The sequence below is a fragment of the Chthoniobacterales bacterium genome, from assembly GCA_036569045.1.
GTDB lineage: Bacteria > Verrucomicrobiota > Verrucomicrobiia > Chthoniobacterales > JAATET01 > JAATET01.
In genome coordinates this window covers 18368-39346 of the sequence record DATCRI010000089.1, presented here as the reverse complement: position 1 = coordinate 39346, position 20979 = coordinate 18368, and the positions used below count along the sequence as shown (strand labels likewise).

Here is a 20979-nt window from a genome sequence, read left to right as displayed (position 1 = left end):
CTCCGAGAGTCGCTCGCTGACTCTCCACCTGGCTCGCCGGCTTTCGAGAGGCCCTCGCATCCACCCGAGAGGCCTTCGCCAAACGCCGAGGCCGGCAATCGGCGCCGCCGGTCGCCTCGCCCGCGAGCGAGACTCCCTTTTCGCCTGGCGAGCCGGCCATCCGTCTTCCGAGGCCCGCTCGCATTCCTCCAAGGGTCTCTCGCCGAAAGAAAACTCCGCAAACCACCTCGAATAACCCGCGATCCCATGGCCACCGACTTCATCCCGCAATCCTACGCGAACCTCTCCGACTGGCTCGCAAATCTCGCTGCCAAGCTCCCGACCAACGCCCCGGCCCTCGGCCTCGATCCTGCGGAGCTGACCACTCTCCAGGCCGAGATCACCGCCCTGCAAACGCCGCTTGCGGACCTGCTCGCGAAACAAATCGCACTCGACGCCGCGCTCGGCGCCTTCCAGCAGAGCCAGGGCGATCACCTGCCCAGGATTCGCGCCGCCATTCGCCATCTCAAGACCAGCCCCGGCTACACCGCCGGCATCGGGGAGGACCTTCAGGTGATCGGCGGCGGCGATTCCTTCGATCCCGAGACTTACAAGCCCACGCTCTCCGCCGAGGCATTCCCCAGCTACGTGCGCCTCAAGGGCAAGAAAAGCGGCGTGCAGGCCATGAACCTTTACGTCCGCCTCAAAGGCGCGGCCGAATGGAAGCTCCTCGTCGCTCGACGCAGCAAGTTCCCCTTCGAAGACGACAGCCCGCTCTCCGTCGCCGGCACGCCCGAGACTCGCGAATACCGCGCCGTCGGCGTGGTGGACGACGAGGAGATCGGCCAATCCAGTGACATCGTGAGCGTCGTCTACGGGGGCTGAAACGCTCAAATCGCCATGATTGTCTCCAAAACCCTGCGGCTCTCACGCTTCTCCCTTGGACTCGCCACAGCGGCCATGGCGCTTTCCGTCGCCGTCGCCGCATCCGGGACTGGTTTCGAAGAAAGTGAGGGCTTGGCCGCCGGCACCGATATCGCGACGCGCGCTGGGTGGAAGCAAAGCACTGCAGGGATCGCGAAGGTTACCCAGGCGGAGAAAGGCGGGGGCAACCAGAGCCTGGAAATCGCAGCCTCGGGAGATGATGCTGCCGCGACGACGACCTTCCCGATTCCCGCGGACGGCGTCGTCTTTCTGGACTTTGCGATTCTGCCAACCGCCGACAGCTCGAAGACGCCGCTCAGCACGATCGATGCGAATGGCGCCATGCTCGGCTTCATCAAGACGCAGGGGACCGGCCGGATCGTCGCCCTCGCCGCGTCGGACGATAAAGGTAAAGACACTGCCCCCAATGCTGTCGACGCCGGCCACTCCTTCGAGGTCGACGAGCGGGGGCTCGCCCTCGAATGGATGCGCCTCACCATTCGCGAGAACCTCAAAGCCAGAACCTGGGACCTTTTCGTGGATGGCAAGCTCGCCCTCATCGACCAGCCGCTCCTCGGCAAGGCTCGGCCAAAAACTGGCACCCTGTCCTTTCAGGCGAGCCCCGCCGGCCCCGCCTATGCGGATGCCCTGTCCATCACCGGTGAGAACCCGCTCTTCGCCGATGCGGACAAGGACGGAATCCCCGACTCGGTGGAGAAAGTCACCGGCTCGAATCCCGATGTCGAGGATCGGAATATTCATGTCAACTTTGATGCAGCCTCCTCGATCCAACAGTTTCAAAAAGGAAAAGTGACCGTCTCGGGATTATCTCCAAACATAAATCGGGTTATTTATGTGGATAATAGCACTGGAGATGACTCTTTTGCCGGGGATTTCTCTTACAAGACAGTGTCATCGGGTCCCAAGGCAAGCTTAGCGTCGGCATGCGCGATGGCCGATGAAAACACTCTCATCGTCATTTTTGAAGGAAATGGGCCATATAAGTGGCCTGAAGCGAGAGAGCAGCGAAAAAGTCGACTCAACTTGATGCCGATTGGAAGCGTGAAATTCTAACCAAAACGAAATGAAAAAGATTATTTATCTATTTGGAATCGCAGTGATCGTGACTGGCAGTCTTCACGCGGGGGATGTCGTTGCTAACCCGGGCAATGTTATTGCTAGCTATGGCCTTGTTGCTGCCACCTACAGTGTCCAGGCTGGAACTTATGTCCAGGCTGGAACTTATGCTACAGTCGCGAGCTATCTTCGTGTTGGGGGCAATTCCAACACGCCGGCAAACAAATCCGTCCAGATTGGTCAATACGCCACGACCGATTCGTTTAACTCGCTCGTTGTCGGTCAATATAACGTTAACAAAGCCAAGGATGGAACGACTGCTCCGTCGCCAACCGCGTGGAGGGATGGGACGGGAGGCACTCCTGTTGACCCGCTGTTTGTCGTAGGCAACGGCACCAGCGCTACTCCCAATAACGCCTTCACCGTTTTCAAAGACGGCACGGTAACCATGAGCAAGGCCCAAGGCGATATTAGTATGGGGCAGTTCGGGAATTAGGGGCTTTCGCCACCGGCACAGACACCAAGGGTTTTTATGAATAGTGGCACGCAGAGGCGCGAAGGCGCGAAGAATTCCCGAGGGAGCAAACCTGCCCGCATTCCCTCCGCGTCTCCGCGCCGCGGCGGGAGATTCCTCTCTTGGTGCCTTGGTGCCTTGGTGGTTGGCAATGCCTTGGCGGGAAATCCTCCCGCATGGTGGACGGCTCCCGCCACGCAGATCATCCAATCAGGCGCGACAGCAAACAACTATGCCCCGGTGAATCTGGGTCAGCTGAAATACGTGGCGTATCAAGCCAAAGCCTATCTCGATGCCAATCTGGCGGGAGGATCGGGAGCGGCGGTCACGGCGATGGTGGCGGGCTTCCAAACCCAGGCGCAAGTCAACAACTATACCCCGGTGACCATCGGCCAGCTCAAAGCCGTGGCAAAGCCTTTTTACGACCGCCTGATCGCGGCTGGCTACAATACGAAGGACAGCCTCAAAAACTTCGGCTACGCGGCAAACTGGGCCGACAATTATCCGTGGAACTCGGCGGCCCCCGTGCCAGTCGCCCAAAACTACGCCCTCGCAAACATCGGCCAGCTCAAGATGGTCTTCAGCTTCAACGTCGCTGGTTTGGCCTCGGGCGATACCGATGGAGATGGCCTGCCCGATATCTGGGAGATTGCCCAATTCGGGGACACGAGCCCCGGCAACACGGATGACACGGACGGAGATGGCCTGTCCAATGCGACCGAGCTATCGGATGGGCTATCGGCCGGCAACCCCGACAGCGATTTCGACGGCGTGGGCGACAGGCAGGAACTCACCATGGACGGGACTGACCCCATGGACGCCAGCGATGTCACTCCCCGACGAATCGCCTATTTCCCGATGGACGACGCGAATTTCACCAGTGCCGAGGGGCAGTTGCCTCGTGCGGCAAGCGGTGTGACATCGGTTCCCGGCTGGAAGGGCAATGCCGTGCGCGTCGATGCGATCGGCGATGTCCTGAATTACGACTGGAAGCGCCCCGACGGGTCGCTCAATTACAGCTTCAAAACCGGCAGCGTGCGCCTTTGGATCAAGCCGGACTGGAGTAGCGCGCAGATGAGCGGCACATGGAGCCGGCTCCTCGAGATCGGCGGGTCATGGGGAACAGGGAAGGCTTATGCCATGCTCCTCTTCAATGCCACCGAGCCCTCGATCATCTATTCCGAGCACGATGGCAACGGACACTACACCGAGTATCCCACCACCACGCCGTTTACGTGGTCTTCCCAGACCTGGCATCAAGTCGTCGTGACGTGGTCCGGCACCACGCGCAAGACCTACCTCGATGGAGTCCTTGCCGGTGAAGATTCCCCGAATTGGTCCTATTCGCCCAAGGCCGCCGATATTGTCGCGAAGGGGCTCATTCTCGGCAACGAATCCCCCGGGGGGCAGCCCATCTACGGCGCCCTCGATGAAGTGGAAATTTTCAACTACGAGCTAACGGCCGGGGAGGTCAGTCAGAATTACAATGCCTCCGCTGTCGGAGATTCAGATGGGGACGGCATGCCGGACGAGTGGGAGGACTTCTACTTCGGGCCTGGCGGCGCGTTGCCGGGAGCCAATGGCGATGGCGATACACTGACGAACATTCAGGAATACCTGGCGGGCACGGACCCGACGAAGAGCGATACCGATGGCGATGGGATTCTCGATGGCGCGGAGACCACGACGAGCCCTGCTCGGGCCGATAGCGACCAGGACCTTATGCCTGACAGCTGGGAGCAGATAAATGGGCCCAGCCCCACCATCGACAATCGCGCGGAAGACCCCGACTTCGATGGCATGGGCCGCACGCTGGAGCATCTCTCCGGCCGCAGTTCCTTCACCGTCGATTCCAAGGCCGACGCCACGGATCGCGCCCTCGACATCTTTTCCGCCTACTAAGTCATGAAGCTAAGTTTAAGATCACTAGTCGCTATTTCCGCTCTGATCCTTTCGCGATTCGCGATGGGCTGTGCGAGTTGCGAAGGGAAAGTTCCGATCACATTCTATGGGGATTTTTGCGCGGACGGAGCTTATTCGGTTGTCTTGACCGATGATAGCCAATCGTCAAATAACAAGACGGTCGATGGGAGCGGAGTGGCGTGTGGTTATGGAATGACGAATGTCGAAACCCTCGACATCAAGCCCGGACAAGCGATGACGCTGAAGGTTCCTGCGGCGACATATAGCACGCTGCACATTAACCTGAAGGTGGAGGGATGCTACAAAGTCAAAGTCGACGATGTCGAACAAACCGACATTAACGATACATTTGAGAACGATCCCGGCTGCAAAAATCGACCCGAGAAAACATGGTCGGTCGTCGTTGTTCCCAAAAGCGATAATGGAGGCTCGGGAACTGGAGGGGATGGCGATGGTGGGTTGAAGAGCGTGCATTGGCAGTTCTCCATGGGCGGGCTATCGTCCGGCGAATCGGCGGGCAGCTTGATGCTTTCGGAGGGAGCGATCACGGCGAACTCCTATACCCCGGCCGCCTTGCGTTATGTTTCGCCTTCAGCCGAAGTTGATGTCATTCGTAATGCGGGCGTTCTGCAGCAAATCAAGTCGCCGGAATGCCTGGCCGATATCGTCACGCTAAGCGCAACCAAATACGAAATTCGCTTTTATCTTACCGGCAGCAAGGTGAACGGTGCCTATGTGCCCTCCGGTTCGCCCTATGTAACATGGACGGTGGAAAATCCCAGTGGAGCGCCCGCCGGAGCTGTGAGCATTTCGGAAACTCGTGGCGGTATCACCACGGTAAACGCTTTCACCCATGATGCCGCAACCGAGGCATGGAGCTATAATCGCGGGGGGGGCCGTTTGGAGACACTGAGCACGATGAATCTCGTTAACGGCGACAAAAAGGTCACGCGGACTGTGACCGATCCGGCCACCGGCATCGTGGCGCTCAAGACCATCGAAACGAAGCATATGTTCGCGTGGGGAATGGAGATCGTCCAACGCATTGAAGACCCCGATGGCTCGCCGATCACGACGGATTACACATTTTACGAGAATATCGCCGACGGCGGCGGCTATCGCCATGTAAAGTCTTTCGCTCGATCGGATGGATATTGGGAGTTCTACGAATACAGCAGCAACCAATTTAGTTACGGGAATCTCGATAAGACTTACCGTCCGGGAAAGGACGCTCCGGCAACGCCGCAGATTAATCTGTCGAATTACGTTCAGCACAACTATTATGCGTCATCCTATCCAGGGGGTTATTACGGCGGAGTTTCCGTTTTTTCCACGGTTCCCGCGGGCGAAACGGTTACTGCGTTCGGTCAGGGGCTTGGCGACACCGCCAGCCGCTATGCCTACTATGAAGATGTAAACGGCCAGCCGGGGGAATCGGTGTATGATCATCCCGCCTTGCGCAACGAATCGGAGGTCGTCACCTACACCGGATATGCCGTCGCTCCATTCACGAACCAGATCGCCGAAGAGGTCTTCGCTGATGGGCGGGCGGACCATTATGGATATGAACTTGGCACTTACAGCGGAGGCGCATTCACCGCCGGGTCGGGCGCCTATTTGCGCAAGACCATTACGCATGGCACGGACGCCTCGCCCGAGGGCATTACCGAAAAGACCACTCGGGAAATCTTGATCCTCAGTCCTGGTGGCCTCGTGCTCGAGGAGCAGGCGCAGGTTTATTTGAGTGGGTCTTATGTCCCCGTCACGAAGACAGTCCACGGTTACAACGCCGAAGGAAGGCTGACCAGCAGCACGAAGGATGGGCGCGTTCTTTACGAGGCTGCTTGGACGGGAAATCGGAAGGATTGGGAAAAGGACGAGCAGGGCATCCCGACTACCTACACGGCCTACGATGCCCTCGGCCGGGTGCAGACCGAAAGCCGCCAGGGTATTTCGACGACCTACACCTACGACGCGGAGGATCGCGTGCGCAGCGTCACTCGCACCGGTGGCGGACTGACGTTGACGAGTTCCACGGGTTACGACGCCGCGGGCCGGGTGACCTCCGAAACGACGGAGGAAGGTCTCACGACGACTACCACTTACACGAATGGCGGTCGCACGGTCACCCGCACGCTACCGAGCGGGGGGACCGAGATCACCGACCACTATGCGGACGGCACGGTGAAAAGCATTACCGGCACGGGCGTGATCGCGAAGTATTACGACTACGGGGCGGATGCCAACGGGCAGTGGACGCAGGAGTTCGTGGGCAGCGCCGCCTCGCCGCGGTGGACAAAGACCTACACGAACGTCCTCGGCGATCTCGTGCGCGAGGAACGCCCCGGCTACACGGGCACGACGCTCGCGAGCATCATCACGGTGGACCTGCGCGGCCTGCGCACGGGACGCACCGTGCCGGGGGAAGCGGCGGAACTCTTCGAATACGACGAGTTGGGCCAGCTTTCGCGGCAAGGTCGCGACGTGAATGGCAATGGCACGCTTGATGTCGCCGGCACCGACGAGGTGACGGATTTCAGCGCCACCTACGCGACCGATTCCGGCTATTGGTGTGCCGTGCGCAGCGTTTCCCGCTACGAGGGAGCCGACGGCGCCCCCACGCCTTTTTCCTCGCAAAAGTCCCTCTTCGGCGGTGGCGGGGCGACCATGCTCGACCGCACGGTGCAGGTCGATCGCTATGGGAAGGCCACCACCACGACCTCCGTGGTGAACCGCGCCACGCAGACCGTGACGGCCACCACCGTGGCGTCGGATTCCTCCACGCCGGCCGTGGCAACGACGGTCGCGGGCCGCTTGATATCCGCCAGCACGACGACCGTGGCGCAACCCACCTCCTACGAATACGACGGCCTGGGCCGCCTCGATAAAATGACCGACCCGCGCGGAGTGATCACGGACCCGGTTTACACCGGGGCATTCCTCACCTCGCAGACGGTGGCGGGCCAATCCACCAGCTACCAGTATGTGCCGGCGGGCCAGCCAGGGGCCGGGCAGCTCTTCACGACGACGTATGCGGACGGGAAGACGGAGGTGCGCGGCTACGATCTGCGGGGCTTTCTCACGGGGATCTCCGGAACGGGCGTTTACAAGATGACGCTGACGATCGACAGTTACGGCGATCGGACGGAGCTTTACACCTATCGCACGGCGGGCGCGAGCGACAAAACCACGTGGACCTACAATCCGGCCACGGGTTTATTGACGACAAAGACCGACGCCGCGGTAAAGCATGTGCAATACGACTACACGGCGGACAATCACCTCTTTCATCGCACGAACGCGCGGAATATTGTGACGATATACGCTTTCGACGAGCGAGGTAACGTGAAGACGATGGACTACGCGGATGCGACCCCGGACGTGAGCATCACCTACGACCGGATCAACCGACCCGCGAAGGTGACGGACGCGGCCGGCAAACATCTGCTCGGTTACACGTTGGGCGAGGAAAGCGAGGCGATCACGCTCGGGCCGCTGGCGGGAGTGGCGAACAGCCGGAAATTCGATGCTTCTGGACGGGTGAGCGCCGTTACGGGCACGACCGGGAGTTGGGGTCAGTCTGTGAGTTATCAATACGATCCCAGCAGTCGGCTGCAGACGGTCAAGATGGGGGTTTTCGGGACGGCGACCTACGGATATGTGCCGAACTCCGATCTCCTGTTGACGACGACCTTCACCGGCGGGATGACGAGCACGCGCCTGTGGGACGGCTCGAACCGGCTTCAAAAAATCACGCACACGGCGGCGGCAGGCACGCGCAGTCTGGATACGACGCAGTTCGACAGCCGGAACCGGCGCAAGGAGATTGCGTGGGACGATGGGTCGAAATGGACGATCGGCTACGACGACCTCGGGCAGGTGACGAGCGGAGGCCGGAAATGGAGCGACGCGAGCGCGGTGGAGGGGCAGCAATACGGGTATGCCTACGACGGAGCGGGGAACCGCAGCGGAGCAACGGGCACGACGGTGAACGGGCGCACGGCGACCTACACTGCCAATGCGTTGAACCAGATCACGAGCCGCACGGTGCCCGGAGCGGTGGACGTGATGGGAAGCGCGAACCCGGGCGCGACAGTGACGGTGAACGGCGCGGCGACGAGCCGCAAGGGCGGGTATTTTTACAAACTGCTCACGGCGAGCAACACCTCGGGCCCGGTGAGTGTGGCGGAGACGATCGCGGCGACGCTGGCGAGTGGGACGACGACGCGCGCGCGCACGGCGCTGGTGGCAAAGACGCCGGAGAGCTTCGGGTATGACAACGACGGCAACCTCGTGTCGGATGGGTTGTGGAGCTACTCGTGGGACGCCGAGAACCGGCTCGTGGCGATGGAAAGCGTGCCGACGGTGCCCGCCGCGCAGAAGCGCAAGTTGACGTTCCGCTACGACTGGCAGGGCCGGCGGGTGGAAAAGTTCGTTTACCAGTGGGTGAATAGCGCCTGGCTGCTGCACGACCACACGCGATTCCTGTGGAACGGCTGGCTGCTGCAAGCCGAGGTGGGCGATGCGGGCCAGCCGATCCGCAGCTACGCGTGGGGTCTGGATGCCAGCGGCAGCTTGGAGGCAGCCGGCGGCGTGGGCGGCCTGCTCTTGGAGCGCAACTACTACGCAAACAAGACGTTCGAGGTAGCCAGTGATTTGAATGGCAATGTCATCCGCCTTGTGGATACCAGCAACGGGCAGAGTGTGGCGGATTATGAATACGGGCCATTCGGCGAAGTTATCCGGGCTAGCGGGGAGTATGCCGCGCTCAATCCGTTTGGATTTAGCAGCAAATTCACGGATTGGGAAACTGGGCTGCTGTATTACGGGTATCGGTATTATAATCCTGAAACGGGAAGGTGGTTAAGCCTCGATCCTATTGGGGAAAAAGGTGGATTAAATTTATACGGATTCGTAGGGAACGATTTGGTCAATCATCTCGATCCGTTCGGGCTGTGCTCGTTCATTGCCGTCACGGGATCGGAAATTCAGCTTGGGCTAAAACACGCTATCCTTGTTTATTTCAAAGGTGATTTTGAAGCGGACTTGAATAAGCACTATACTTTGAGCGAGATTCAAAGTGGAGGAGGAGAGATCAATGCTTCAGTTGATTTGATGAGGAGCCCATCATACGGTGACCGAGCCGAAAATGATTGGAAAATTTGGAGGCGGACTGATCATATGAGTGCGCAGCGCGAATGGTCAACGTGGAGCGAGGATCGAGTTGCTATCGCATATATGCGGTATCTTGAAACTAGTGGCGATGACGTCGCGGCGGTGTTCATGTCTCAAGACGACGAGGAAATGGATGCGAAATGGCGCGAGCTTGTGCAAATTGCAAAAGCTTATAAGTATGCTTCTCAAGATCCGAATTCTCCGCAAAACTGGCCGAATTCAAAATATTCAGATCCTTTCACCGGAGAAGGTGGTTTACTGGGTCTCGCTCCGGGAAACAATAGTAATACGTTCGTTAAATATGCAACAAAAAGAATGGGATGGGGAGTAAAATGGGAATCTGTTTTGCCGGGCCGATTTCTAGGCAATTCTTCCCCTAAAAACGTTATAAATTACTGGCCCGGTCAAGTCCCGGTTCCTGCAAATCAACCATTGCCCCCAAAGCCAAGATGAGAAAATTGGTGGTTTCTGTGACTCTGTTGATAAGTCTTATTTTCGTGGCTGGCTGCAATCGTCTAACGAAGTTTGATAAATTCGCTCAGCTCGAGATTGTTAACAAAACAAGTCAAAAAATTAGCAAGGCCATATTGACTCAAGGGGATTTAAGACTGAGCGTCGCCGATATTCCAAGCGGTGCTTCTGAGATTATCCGATGGGATGTTGGGGGAAAAACTGATCTTCAGATTAAGCTGGCAGTCGAATTTGAGAACGGTCAGTCGGTAGCGAGCGGGAGGAGTGAAGCAAGGAATGCTGATAAGCTTAGGGCGTTAGTGTTCGACGAAAATATTCAGATGGCGCTGATAAAGACAAGTTGGTGAGCGGTGCGAACCGAGATAAACAAAGGTAAATGGGGAAGCAGAGATGGTGAGGCGATCGCGATGGGGGCCGGCGGAGCCACATTCATCGAATCATCGTCTGTAGTTGGTCTGAAGAAATCAGCTGGGTGTTCGTGAAATCAAAGGGGAGGCGATCAACAATTTTGAGAGATTAAGGCGGGTTAAGTTCTTTCTGAGGCATGCCGGGACGGCTGTGCATTGAATACCCCGAGGCGTTTCACCATGTGATGGCGCGCAAGAATCGGTGGGAGGGAGATTTTCCGAGACGAGGCGAATCGGCGGATGTCTCTGGCGATGCTAGCACGGGGCTTGGACGGGAAGCTTTCGTTGGGCAGGGATGGCGAGGTCTCGTGGCTCACCGATCCAACACTCGTGGAATGATCCAAAATATCCCTGATCGGCGGCGGTTTTGGAGAAATTGGAGCTGCTTTTTGGGATTCCGCGGAGCCGACGAAGCGATTCCCTCCAAGCGGAACGGGTTTTCAGGCCGCAATCGGAGCGGGGGACGTGGAGGGGTGATTCGGGTTTGACGGCCGGCCGCGGGTGAGGCGGGCCTGGAGGCGCTCGAAGTAGAGGTAAATGACGGGCGTCAAATACAGGGTGACGAGCTGGCTGAGGAGGAGACCGCCGACGATGACGAGGCCGAGGGGCTGGCGGGCCTCGCCGTCGGCGCCGTATGCCAGGGCGATGGGCAGGGCGCCCATGGTGGCGGCGAGGGTGGTCATCATGATGGGGCGGAAGCGGACGACGCAGGCTTGGAAGATGGCGTCGGCGGGGGACTTGCCTTCGCGGCGTTGGGCGTCGAGGGCGAAGTCGATCATCATGATGGCGTTCTTTTTGACGATGCCGATGAGCATGAGCAGGCCGACGAAGCCGTAGACGTTGAGCTCGGCGCCGAAGAGCCAGAGGGTGAGGAGCGCGCCGAAGCCGGCGGAGGGCAGGCCGGAGAGAATCGTGAAGGGGTGGACGAAGCTTTCGTAGAGGATGCCGAGGACGAGGTAGATGATGAGCACGGCCATCACGAGGAGGAAGCCGAGGTTGCCGAGGGAGGACTGGTAGGCCTGGGCGGTGCCCTGGAACTGGGTGCTGATCTCGGCGGGGAGGGCCTCGGCGGCGGCGCGCTCGATCTGCGGGACGACCTGGCTGAGGGAGACGCCGCTGGCGAGGTCGAAGGAAAGGGTGACGGCGGGGAGCTGGCCGAGGTGCTGGACGGTGAGCGGGCCGACCTTCTGCGTGATGGTGGCGACGGTGTTCAGCGCGACGAGGCGGCCGGTGGTGGCGGAGCGGACGTAGAGGCGGTCGAGGTCGAGCGACTCGCGCTTGAAGCGGTCGGCGGCCTCGAGGATGACGCGGTATTGGTCCGTCGGGGTGTAGATGGTGGAGATCTGCCGGGCGCCGTAGGCGCTGCCGAGGGTGGACTCGATCTGCGCGGCGGTGATGCCGAGGGTGGAGGCCTTGTCGCGGTGGATATCGACGAGGACCTGCGGGCTGGTGATCTGAAGATCGCTGGTGACGTCGACGATGCCGGGGATCCTGTCCATGCGGGCCTGCATGACGTCGGCGGCGGCGTAAAGGGCGTCGAGATCGGGGCCGAAGAGGGTGAACTGGTAGAGGCTCTTGGACTGGGTGCCGCCGATGCGAATGGTGGGCGGATTCTGCGGGAAGGTTTTCAAGCCGGGGATGCCGGCGAGTTCGCGGCGGAACTCGCGGACGACGTCCTCGATGGGGCCGCGCTGGCTGCGGGGCTTCAGGGTGACGATGAGGCGGCCGGTGTTCGTGGCGGCGTTGTTGCCGCCGATGCGGGAGATGAAGCCCTGGACGGCGGGATTCTTTGCGACGATGTCGGCGGCCTCCTGCTGGAGGGCGATCATCTTCTCGAAGGCGATACCCTGCTCGGCCTCGGTGGAGATCATGATGCGGCTGGCATCCTCGTTCGGCAGGAAGCCCTTCGGCGCCTGGAGGAACATCCACGCGGTGACGCCGGCCATGACGACAGCGAGAGCGGTGACCACGAGGTGGTGGCGGAGGGCGAGGCGCAGGGTGGACTCGTAGAATGCGAGGACGCGAGATTTTGGATTTTGGATTTTGGATTGATTCCCTTGCTCCCGCTCGTGTCGCCCTTCGGATTTGTGAGCCCGCAGGAAGCGGCTGCAGAGCATGGGCGTGAGCGAGAGGGAGACGACGCCGGAGACAAGGATGGCGACGGCGATGGTGACGGCAAATTCGTTGAGGAGGCGGCCGAGGATGCCGCCCATGAAGAGCACGGGAATGAAGACGGCGGTGAGGGACAGCGTCATCGACAGGACGGTGAAGCCGATCTCGCGGCCGCCCGCGAGCGCGGCGTCCCATGGCTTCTCGCCGAGCTCGATGTGGCGGACGATGTTCTCGAGGACGACGATGGCGTCGTCGACGACGAAGCCGACGGCGAGCGTGAGGGCGAGGAGCGTGAAATTGTTCACGCTGAAGTCGAGGAGGTAGATGACGCCGAAGGTGCCGATGATCGAGAGCGGGATGGCGGCGCTGGGGATGAACGTGGCGCGGAGGTTGCGAAGGAAAAGGAAGATGACGAGGACGACGAGCGCGACGGCGAGCACGAGGGTGAACTGGACGTCGTGGAGCGACGCGCGGATGGATTGCGAGCGGTCGTAGACGATGTCGAGCTTCACGCCGGCGGGGATCTGCGCGCGGATCGTGGGAAGCTGCGCGAGGATCCGGTCGATGACCTCGACGGTGTTTGCGCCGGGCTGGCGCTGGACGGCAAGGATGACGCCGCGTTCGTTGTTGAACCAGCCGAGGTTCTTGTCGTCCTCGACGCTGTCGACGACGTGGGCGAGCTGCTCGAGGCGGATCGGCGAACCGTTGCGGTAGGAGACGATGACGCGGCGAAAATCGGCGGCGTCAGCGAGCTGGCCGGTGGCCTGGATGGTGCGCGTCTTCGAGCCGGCGTCCAGCGTGCCGGTGGATTGGTTCGTATTCGCGCCCTGGATGGCGGTCTCGATCTCGTCGAGGCCGATGCCGCGGGTGGCGAGTTCCCGCGGATCGACCTGCACGCGGACGGCGAACTTTTGCGAGCCGTAGATGTCGACCTGGGCGACGCCGGTGATCGTCGAGAGGCGCTGACCGACGAGGGTCTCCGCGTATTCGTCGACCTTGCTGAGCGCGAGGGAATCCGACGTGGCGGCGATGAGCAGGATGGGCTGCTCGGCGGGGTTCACCTTGCGGAACGAGGGCGGCGTGGGCAGGTCCGTGGGCAGGTCGCGGATGGCGCTGGAGATGGCGGTCTGCACATCCTGCGCGGCGGCGTCGATGTTGCGCGAAAGCGCGAATTGCAGCGTGATGCTGGTGGAGCCGAGAGCGCTGGAGGAGGACATCGAGTCGATGCCGGCGATGGAGGAGAATTGCTTTTCCAGCGGCGTGGCGACGGCGGAGGCCATCGTTTCGGGATTTGCGCCCGGGAGACTCGCGGAGACGGTGATCGTGGGGAAATCGACGTTCGGCAGGTTGCTGACGGGCAGCTTCGTGTAGGCGAGGATGCCGAAGCCGAGGATCGCGAGCATGACGAGCGTCGTCATGATCGGGCGGCGAACGAAGGGATCGGTGAGGCTCATTCCAGGCGGCGTTAGCGCGGGGTCGAGGCCGGCGCGGCCTCGGCGGGTTTGGCCGAGGTGACCTTCGCGCCGGTGGCGACGCGAAGCTGGCCGCTGGCGATGACGGATTCTCCTGCCGCGAGGCCGGAGCGAATGACGGTGTGGTCGCCGATGGTGCGCTCGGTCTCGACTTTTCGCAGCGTCGCGACGCCGTCCTTCACGACGAAGACCTGCGCGCCGTTCTGGCCTTCCATGATGGCCGTGGACGGCACGACGAGGACGCCAGGTTCGTCGGTGAGTTTCACGACGACGTCGACGAACTGGCCGGGCCAGAGCGTCTCCGAGGGATTCGGAAACGTGGCCTTCAGCGCGATCATGCCGCTCTGGCGATCGACGACGTTATCCACGAAATCGAGCACGCCGGCGCCGAGCGGTTTGCCCGAATCGGGGTCGAATGCGGTGACGCCGACCGGCGCCTTGCTGATCCACGCGCGCACCTCGGCGAGCTGAGTTTCCGGCAGCGAGAAGCTCACGTAGATGGGCTGCATCTGGTTGATGATCGTGAGGATGTCGGTGTTTGCCTGCACGATGTTGCCCGCTTTCAGCAACGCGGCGCCGGCGCGTCCGCTGATGGGCGCGGTGATGGTGGCCCATTCGAGCGAGAGCCGGGCGGTATCCACGTCGGCCTGGCGGGCGGCGAGCACGGACTTCGTGGACGCGGCGGTGGTGAGGTATTGGGCGTATTGTTCCTTCGAAGCGACGCCCTGGGTGTTCAGCTTCGTGTAGCGATTTGCCTGATCCTGGGCGTTTTTGGCCTCGTTCTGGGCCTGCGCGAGATCGGCCTCGGCGCGCCGCAGGGTGACCTCGAACGGGCGTGGGTCGATCTCGAAAAGCGGCTGGCCGGCCTGCACCACCGCGCCGTCAGCAAAGAGGACCTTCGTGATTTCGCCCTGGACCTTGGACTTGAGTTGCACGGTCGCGATGGGTTCGACGGCGCCGATCGTGCGCAACTCGACGGGCACGGTGCGTTCCTCGACGGTCGCCAGCTCCACAGGGACGGGCGGCGGGGGAGCGGCCGCGCGTTCGCGTTTTCCGCAACCGGAAACAAGCAGCGCCAGGGACAGGGAAATCGGGAGGGTGAGGAGCCGCATACGCAGGAAAACACGAGGAATCGGCCACGGTTGCGCCCGATGCGAGGACGATAGGGCGATTTGGGCGTTCGGCAAGCGGGGGAGGCTGTCGCCGCTCGTGGGCGCTTGCCTCTCCGCGGAAAGAGACGAAAATAGCGGGAAATGTCCCGCCCCCGCCGCTCGTCATCCGGATTCTCACCGGCGATTCGACTGCTGAACCGGCTGACGTTTCCCCACAAATTCATCCTCATCAGCCTGTTCTTTGCGCTGCCGCTCGTGCTGGTGCTGATCTTCCTGAACGCGCGCATTCAGGAGCAAATCCGCGTCGCGCAGCTGGAAATCGACGGCGTCGATTATTTGGCGCCGCTGAATGCCATCCACGACGAGCTGCCGCAGGCCGCGTCGCTCGCCGGCGCCTACCTGGAGAAGCAGCCGCTCGCCATCCAGCATTATTCCACGCGGCAGACCGAGATGGATTCCCTGCTCGCCGCCCTCGGCGAGGTCGACGAAACCCTCGGCAATCGACTCGATACGACGAAGCGCCTCCGCATTCTCCGCGCGTCCTGGGAGGACCTGAAGACGCAGCTCCCGAAGCTCACTCCCGAGATCAGCGACCAGCAGTTCCAGAAGCTCAATGCCGATGTCGAGGACCTCAGCGCCTACGTCGGCGACCAGAGCACCCTCATTCTCGATCCCGATCTCGACTCGTATTACCTGATGGATGCGATCCTGCTGAAACTTCCCGAGAGCTCCAGCATGGTCGCCCGCACGACGCGAATTGTCGGCGCGCAGGGCGGGGCGGTCGGCGCTCCCGCCCTCGACGAATCGGACTTCAACAGCCTCCTTACGCAGGGCGGTCTGCTCCGCTTTCATCTCGAGAAACTCGAGCGCGGTCTCGGCGTGGCCTTCGCAAACAACCGCAGCCAGACCGTGCAAGCGGCGCTCGATCAGCCGCTCGCGCAATTCTCCGCGGCCACCCGCTCGCTCCTGCGGCTGATCGACGACACCGCCGAGCCCGGCGGTCGGGCGCGGTTCAGCGCGGACCAATATCAAAAGGCCGCCGCGCTCGTGCTCGCGAGCAACACACGCCTCTGGCAGCGGGCCGCCGGGCAGCTGAAAGTCGTCCTCGAGCATCGCATCGTCTCGCTGCGCAGTCAGTTGATCGCCCTGTTCGCCGTCGCGTTCGTGGCAATCCTCGCGGTGACCTATCTCTGGATCGCCTTCTACCGCTCGATCATCGGCACCGTGCACACGTTGCAGGAGGCGACGGAGCGGATGAAGGCCGGCGACGACGACATTCTCGTCCAGCTCGATACTCGCGACGAGCTGGGGCAGGTCGGCCAGGCTTTCAATGCCGTTGCGCGGCAGCTGATCGATGCCGGCCGCAATTACCGCGGGATTTTCGAGGGGTCCGTGGACGGCATTTTCCGCACGGATCTCGATGGCCACTACCTCGAGGCGAACTCCGCGCTCGCCAGCATCTACAAATACGCGTCGGTCGCGGACTTCACGGAGCACATGGTCAGTGCGACGAGTCTCTACGTCGACCCGCAGCGCCGGCAGGAGTTTCGTGATCGCATCGAGCGCGACGGCGTCGTCACGGATTTCGAATCCGAGGTGCGCTGTGCGGACGGATCGACGGTCTGGATCAACGAGAACGCCCGCGTTGTCACCGACGCCGAAGGCCGGCCGCGCTACTACGAAGGCCTCGTGCGCGACATCACGCAGAAGAAGCGCGCCGAATCCGCGCTTCAGCACGCGATCGCCAGCGCGGAGTCCGCGAACCGCGCGAAATCCGAGTTCCTTGCGAACATGAGCCACGAGATTCGCACGCCGATGAATGCGATCCTCGGTTTCGCCGAGCTGCTGCGCGGCCTCACCCATGGCAATCGGGAGCAGAGTTACGTGGATGCGATCACGTCGAGCGGCCGCACCCTGCTTGCGCTCATCAACGACATCCTCGATCTCTCGAAAATCGAGGCGGGCAAGCTGCGGCTCGAATACGACGCCATCGACATCCGCGTGGTGCTGCGGGACGTGCAGCACATCTTTTCGCAGAAAGCCGAGCAAAAGGATCTCGCGCTCGCTCTCGAGATTGCGCCCGAGGTGCCGGCCAGCCTGCTCCTCGACGAGGTCCGCCTGCGGCAGATTCTCTTCAACGTCGTCGGCAACGCTCTCAAGTTCACCGAGCGCGGCGGCGTGACGCTGCGGGTTTTCACCGGCCCGTTCGACGCGCGGCACGACGCCGTGGAATTGACGATCGAGGTCGAGGACACCGGCATCGGCATTTCCGAGCACGAGCAGCAGAGCATCTTCGAGGAGTTCACGCAGCAGAGCGGCCAGAGCACGAAGAAATACGGCGGCACTGGCCTGGGCCTCACCATTACGAAACGGCTCGTGGAAATGATGCACGGGCAGATTTCCATTCGCAGCCAGGTGGGCCACGGCAGCACGTTCCGGTTCTCGTTTCCCGAGATCAAGCTCGCCGCGGCTCCCCTGCCCCAGCCCGGGGCCGCACCGGCCGTGCAGGCTTACGACCTCGCCGATCTGGAGCCATGCAAGGTGCTCGTCGCCGATGACGTGATGATGAACCGGGATCTCATCCGCGCGTTTTTCTTCGGCACGGATCACCAGCTCGTCGAGGCGTCGAATGGCCGCGAGGCGATCGACCTCGCCCGCCGCGAACGCCCCGATGTCATCCTCATGGACGTGCGCATGCCGGTGATGGATGGCGTGCAGGCCACCCGCCTGCTCAAGGCCGACGAAGAGTTGCGGCACATCCCGATCATCGTGATCACCGCCTCCGCAATGCAGAGCGAGGAGGCTGCGCTCAAGCCGATCTGCGACGGCTACCTGCGAAAGCCGATCAGTCGCGGAGATCTGGCCGGCCAGATGCGCAATTTTTGCCGCGTGCGGGCGGAAAGCAAGGCCGTCGAGCCCGCCCCGGTGCCGGAGCCCGCTCCTTCCACCGCTCCCCTGCCCGCCGCGAGGCTGGAGGAACTCCGCCCTCATCTCGAGCGCTGTCGCGAGACCTGGGAGACGCTCATGCACGCGCCGCTAATGGGCGAAGTGGAGAGTTTTGGGCGTCATCTCGAGTCGCTCGGCGACGAATATTACCACCCGCTCCTGCGGGATTACGGGCGTCGCCTGGCCGCCTGCGCAGGGCGTTTCGATCTCGCCGGGATGGAAACTGTCTTGCAGGAATTTGCAATTCTGACCGGTGAGATTCACAATGGTTCTCCTGTCCAGCCATGATCGCTCCTCCCTCCAATCAACCCGATGCCTCGCTCACGTCGCGAAAGCGACTGGTGCTCATTGTGGACGATCTTCCGGAAAATCTGCAGGTGCTGGCCGGCCATCTCACGAAGGCCGGTTACGAAATTCTCGCCGCGCCCAGTGGCGCGCGGGCCATCGCCCTCGTCCGCAATCGCAAGCCCGACATCATCCTCCTCGACATCATGATGCCCATCATGGACGGCCTGGAGGTCTGTCGCGCGCTGAAGGCGGACCCGGAGTCCGCCGACATCCCCGTGATCTTCATCACGGCCCGCGCGGATACGGACGACGTTCTTCAGGGCTTCCAACTCGGCGCCGTCGATTACATCACGAAGCCGTTCAAGGCCGACGAGCTCGTCGCCCGCGTGCGCACGCATCTCGACCTCAAGGCCGCGCGCGACATGCTGCTCACCTACAACCATCAGCTCGAGCGTCTCAGCAAGCACCTCCGGCGGTTGAACGAGGACAAGAATCGCTTCCTCGGCATCGTCTCGCATGACATCCGCGGCGCCTTTGGAAACGTCGTCACGGTTTCCCGGCTCTTCGCAGACACCCCTGCCCCTCCGGCGGATGATATGAGCGAATTGCTGCGCGACATCGGGGTGGAGGCCGAGCACATGATCGCGCTCGCCCAGAATCTTTTGAACATCGACGCCCTCGAGCGGCGCCAGCTCACGCTCCAGAAAGAGCCGGTCGAAACCGGGCCGCTGCTCGATTTTGCGATCCACGCCCACCAGCTTGCCGCGAGGGTGAAGAACCTGCGCTTTTTCGCGAAAACCGATGACAGCGTGATCTGCGGAGACGGGACCGCCTGCCGCCAGATCCTCACGAATCTCGTGTCGAACGCGGTCAAATATTCCGTGCCGCATTCCAGCATCTGGCTCGATGTCCACGCGGGAACCGATGGCGACGTGGTGATTTCCGTGCGCGATGAAGGCCCGGGTCTGTCCACCGAGGATCAGCGCCAGTTGTTTCGTCCGTTCACCCGCCTCGGAGACCGCTCCGCGAGCCATGAACATTCCGTCGGTCTCGGCCTTTCCATCGTGAAATTGATGGCCGAGGGCATGGGAGGAACGGTTCGCTGCGACAGCCAGTTTGGCGCCGGCGCGACGTTTATCGTGACGCTGCCCGCGGCTTAGGCCGTCTGGCAGGTCGGGCACACCCCGAAGAACTCGAGCTCGTGATACACGTCGCTGTATCCGGTCGTCGATTTCACCTTCTTCTCGAGTTTCTCGACCGGGCACTCCACCTCGAGATTCTCGATCTTCCCGCACTCGCGGCAAATGATGTGTTCATGGTGCTCGCCCGGCAGCGTGAGCATGAAGTAATACGAGCGCTCCGGTGAGCCCATCCGCCGCACGAGGCCGATCTCCTCGAGTTTCACGAGAATGCGGAAGATCGATGAGGGATCGCAGGAATCCGCCAGCGCCGGCTCCTTCGCGAGATTCGCCCAGCCGATCGGCCGGCCGAGCTTGAAGAGCGTGCGCAGGATCTGCCGGAGCGCATGCGTGCGGCGCATGCCCTTCTCGCGGCAGAAATTCAGCGCCCATTCGACGCGGTCCTCCAACGGCAGGGATTTCACGAAGAAAAACTAACGCGATCAGCGTGCCCGTGCAATCCACGCGTAATCAAAGGTGGATTCCTTACAAAAGACACTTGCGATAACGATCGGGTGATCTAGTCTTTGTGCATGAAGAAGTTTTTCGCCCTGTTTGCCCTTCTGACGGTTTCGCTTGCGCCGCTGCCCGCGGCCGAGACGGTGAAGGTGGTCTCCTTCTCGGCGATCCTCACCGAGATCGCGCGGACGGTCGGCGGCGATGCGGTGACGGTGATTGGCCTCGTGAAGCCCGGCGTCGATCCCCACGAATACCAGCCGACGCCCGGTGATCTGAAGCAGCTCGCTGGCGCCCGGCTTATCCTCGCCTCCGGCAAGCATCTCGAGCATTACCTCGACAAACTGCAGGCCGCGTCGGGCAGCGACGCCGTTTTGCTCAAGGTCGGGGATCAGCTTCCATCACTCGCCTTTTCTGGTGGCGAGCACAGTGAAGACCCCCACTGGTGGCAGAGCGTGACGAACGTCGAGCGCGCCACGCGGATCGTTCGCGATGCGCTTGTCGCCGCCGATCCGGCGTCGGCCGCGAAGTTTCAGAAGAATGCGGCCGCATCCCTTGCGCAACTCGCGGCCTTGAATCGCTGGATCAAGCAACAGGTTGCGCTCCTCCCGCGTGACAAGCGCGAGCTGGTGACGTCGCATGACGCCTTTCAATATTTCGCTCGAGACTACGGCTTCAAAATTTATGCCATCGAGGGGATCGATCCCGACCAGGAGGCTTCCACCCGGCAGGTGAACGATCTCATTGACGTCATTCGCAAGGAAGGCGTGAAGGCCATCTTTCTCGAGGACACGCTCAATCCTAAGGTGAGCTCGCAGATCACGCGTGAGACCGGGGCGAAGATCGGCGGCACATTGTATGCCGACGGGCCCGGGGTGGACGCCGACACCTACGAGAAGATGCAGCGGCACAACGTCACGACCATCGTGGAGGCTTTAAAGTAGA

The 20979-nt window shown here is 61.5% G+C and carries 12 protein-coding genes; 9 read left to right on the top strand and 3 right to left on the bottom strand.

The features are described from left to right. Nucleotides 1–246 precede the first annotated feature (246 nt). From VIM61_16595 to VIM61_16570, 6 genes are all read left to right on the top strand, one after another. Nucleotides 247–864 (top strand): hypothetical protein, encoded by a 618-nt coding sequence (locus VIM61_16595; protein HEY8902031.1) that lies wholly within the window; start codon nucleotides 247–249, stop codon nucleotides 862–864. Nucleotides 865–879: 15 nt separating this feature from the next. Next, the gene (locus VIM61_16590; protein ID HEY8902030.1) at nucleotides 880–1977 is read left to right on the top strand and encodes a hypothetical protein; all 1098 of its coding nucleotides are present in this window, start codon (nucleotides 880–882) and stop codon (nucleotides 1975–1977) included. A gap of 10 nt (nucleotides 1978–1987) precedes the next feature. Then, nucleotides 1988–2476 carry a hypothetical protein gene (locus tag VIM61_16585; protein HEY8902029.1) on the top strand — a complete coding sequence of 163 codons (489 nt, stop codon included), beginning with the start codon at nucleotides 1988–1990 and terminating at the stop codon, nucleotides 2474–2476. 258 nt (nucleotides 2477–2734) lie between these two features. Continuing rightward, nucleotides 2735–4396 (top strand): LamG-like jellyroll fold domain-containing protein, encoded by a 1662-nt coding sequence (locus tag VIM61_16580; protein ID HEY8902028.1) that lies wholly within the window; start codon nucleotides 2735–2737, stop codon nucleotides 4394–4396. A 144-nt stretch (nucleotides 4397–4540) separates the two neighbouring features. Next, nucleotides 4541–10045, top strand: a complete 5505-nt coding sequence (locus tag VIM61_16575) for an RHS repeat-associated core domain-containing protein (GenBank protein ID HEY8902027.1) — start codon at nucleotides 4541–4543, stop codon at nucleotides 10043–10045. A gap of 8 nt (nucleotides 10046–10053) precedes the next feature. Then, a complete protein-coding gene (locus VIM61_16570; protein ID HEY8902026.1) occupies nucleotides 10054–10410 on the top strand; it encodes a hypothetical protein in 357 nt (118 codons plus the stop codon). 500 nt (nucleotides 10411–10910) lie between these two features. Here the strand turns inward: VIM61_16570 and VIM61_16565 are convergent, their stop codons facing one another. Next, on the bottom strand, nucleotides 10911–14036 hold the full coding sequence (locus tag VIM61_16565; GenBank protein ID HEY8902025.1) for an efflux RND transporter permease subunit: 3126 nt from the start codon (nucleotides 14034–14036) through the stop codon (nucleotides 10911–10913). A gap of 11 nt (nucleotides 14037–14047) precedes the next feature. Then, the gene (locus tag VIM61_16560; GenBank protein HEY8902024.1) at nucleotides 14048–15166 is read right to left on the bottom strand and encodes an efflux RND transporter periplasmic adaptor subunit; all 1119 of its coding nucleotides are present in this window, start codon (nucleotides 15164–15166) and stop codon (nucleotides 14048–14050) included. Between the two features lie 141 nt (nucleotides 15167–15307). Between VIM61_16560 and VIM61_16555 the strand changes: the two genes are divergently transcribed. Both VIM61_16555 and VIM61_16550 read left to right on the top strand, forming a co-directional pair. Continuing rightward, nucleotides 15308–18400 (top strand): ATP-binding protein, encoded by a 3093-nt coding sequence (locus VIM61_16555; protein HEY8902023.1) that lies wholly within the window; start codon nucleotides 15308–15310, stop codon nucleotides 18398–18400. After that, nucleotides 18397–19560 (top strand): hybrid sensor histidine kinase/response regulator, encoded by a 1164-nt coding sequence (locus VIM61_16550; protein ID HEY8902022.1) that lies wholly within the window; start codon nucleotides 18397–18399, stop codon nucleotides 19558–19560. The genes VIM61_16555 and VIM61_16550 overlap by 4 nt, the downstream gene beginning before the upstream one ends. Here VIM61_16550 and VIM61_16545 read toward each other — a convergent pair. Then, complete coding sequence (locus VIM61_16545) at nucleotides 19557–20003, bottom strand: transcriptional repressor (GenBank protein HEY8902021.1); 447 nt, start codon at nucleotides 20001–20003, stop codon at nucleotides 19557–19559. The genes VIM61_16550 and VIM61_16545 overlap by 4 nt on opposite strands. A 108-nt stretch (nucleotides 20004–20111) precedes the next feature. Here VIM61_16545 and VIM61_16540 point away from each other — a divergent pair, with 108 nt between their 5' ends. Further along, entirely contained in the window at nucleotides 20112–20978 is an 867-nt protein-coding gene (locus tag VIM61_16540) for a zinc ABC transporter substrate-binding protein (protein ID HEY8902020.1), read from the top strand. Nucleotide 20979: the final 1 nt, after the last annotated feature.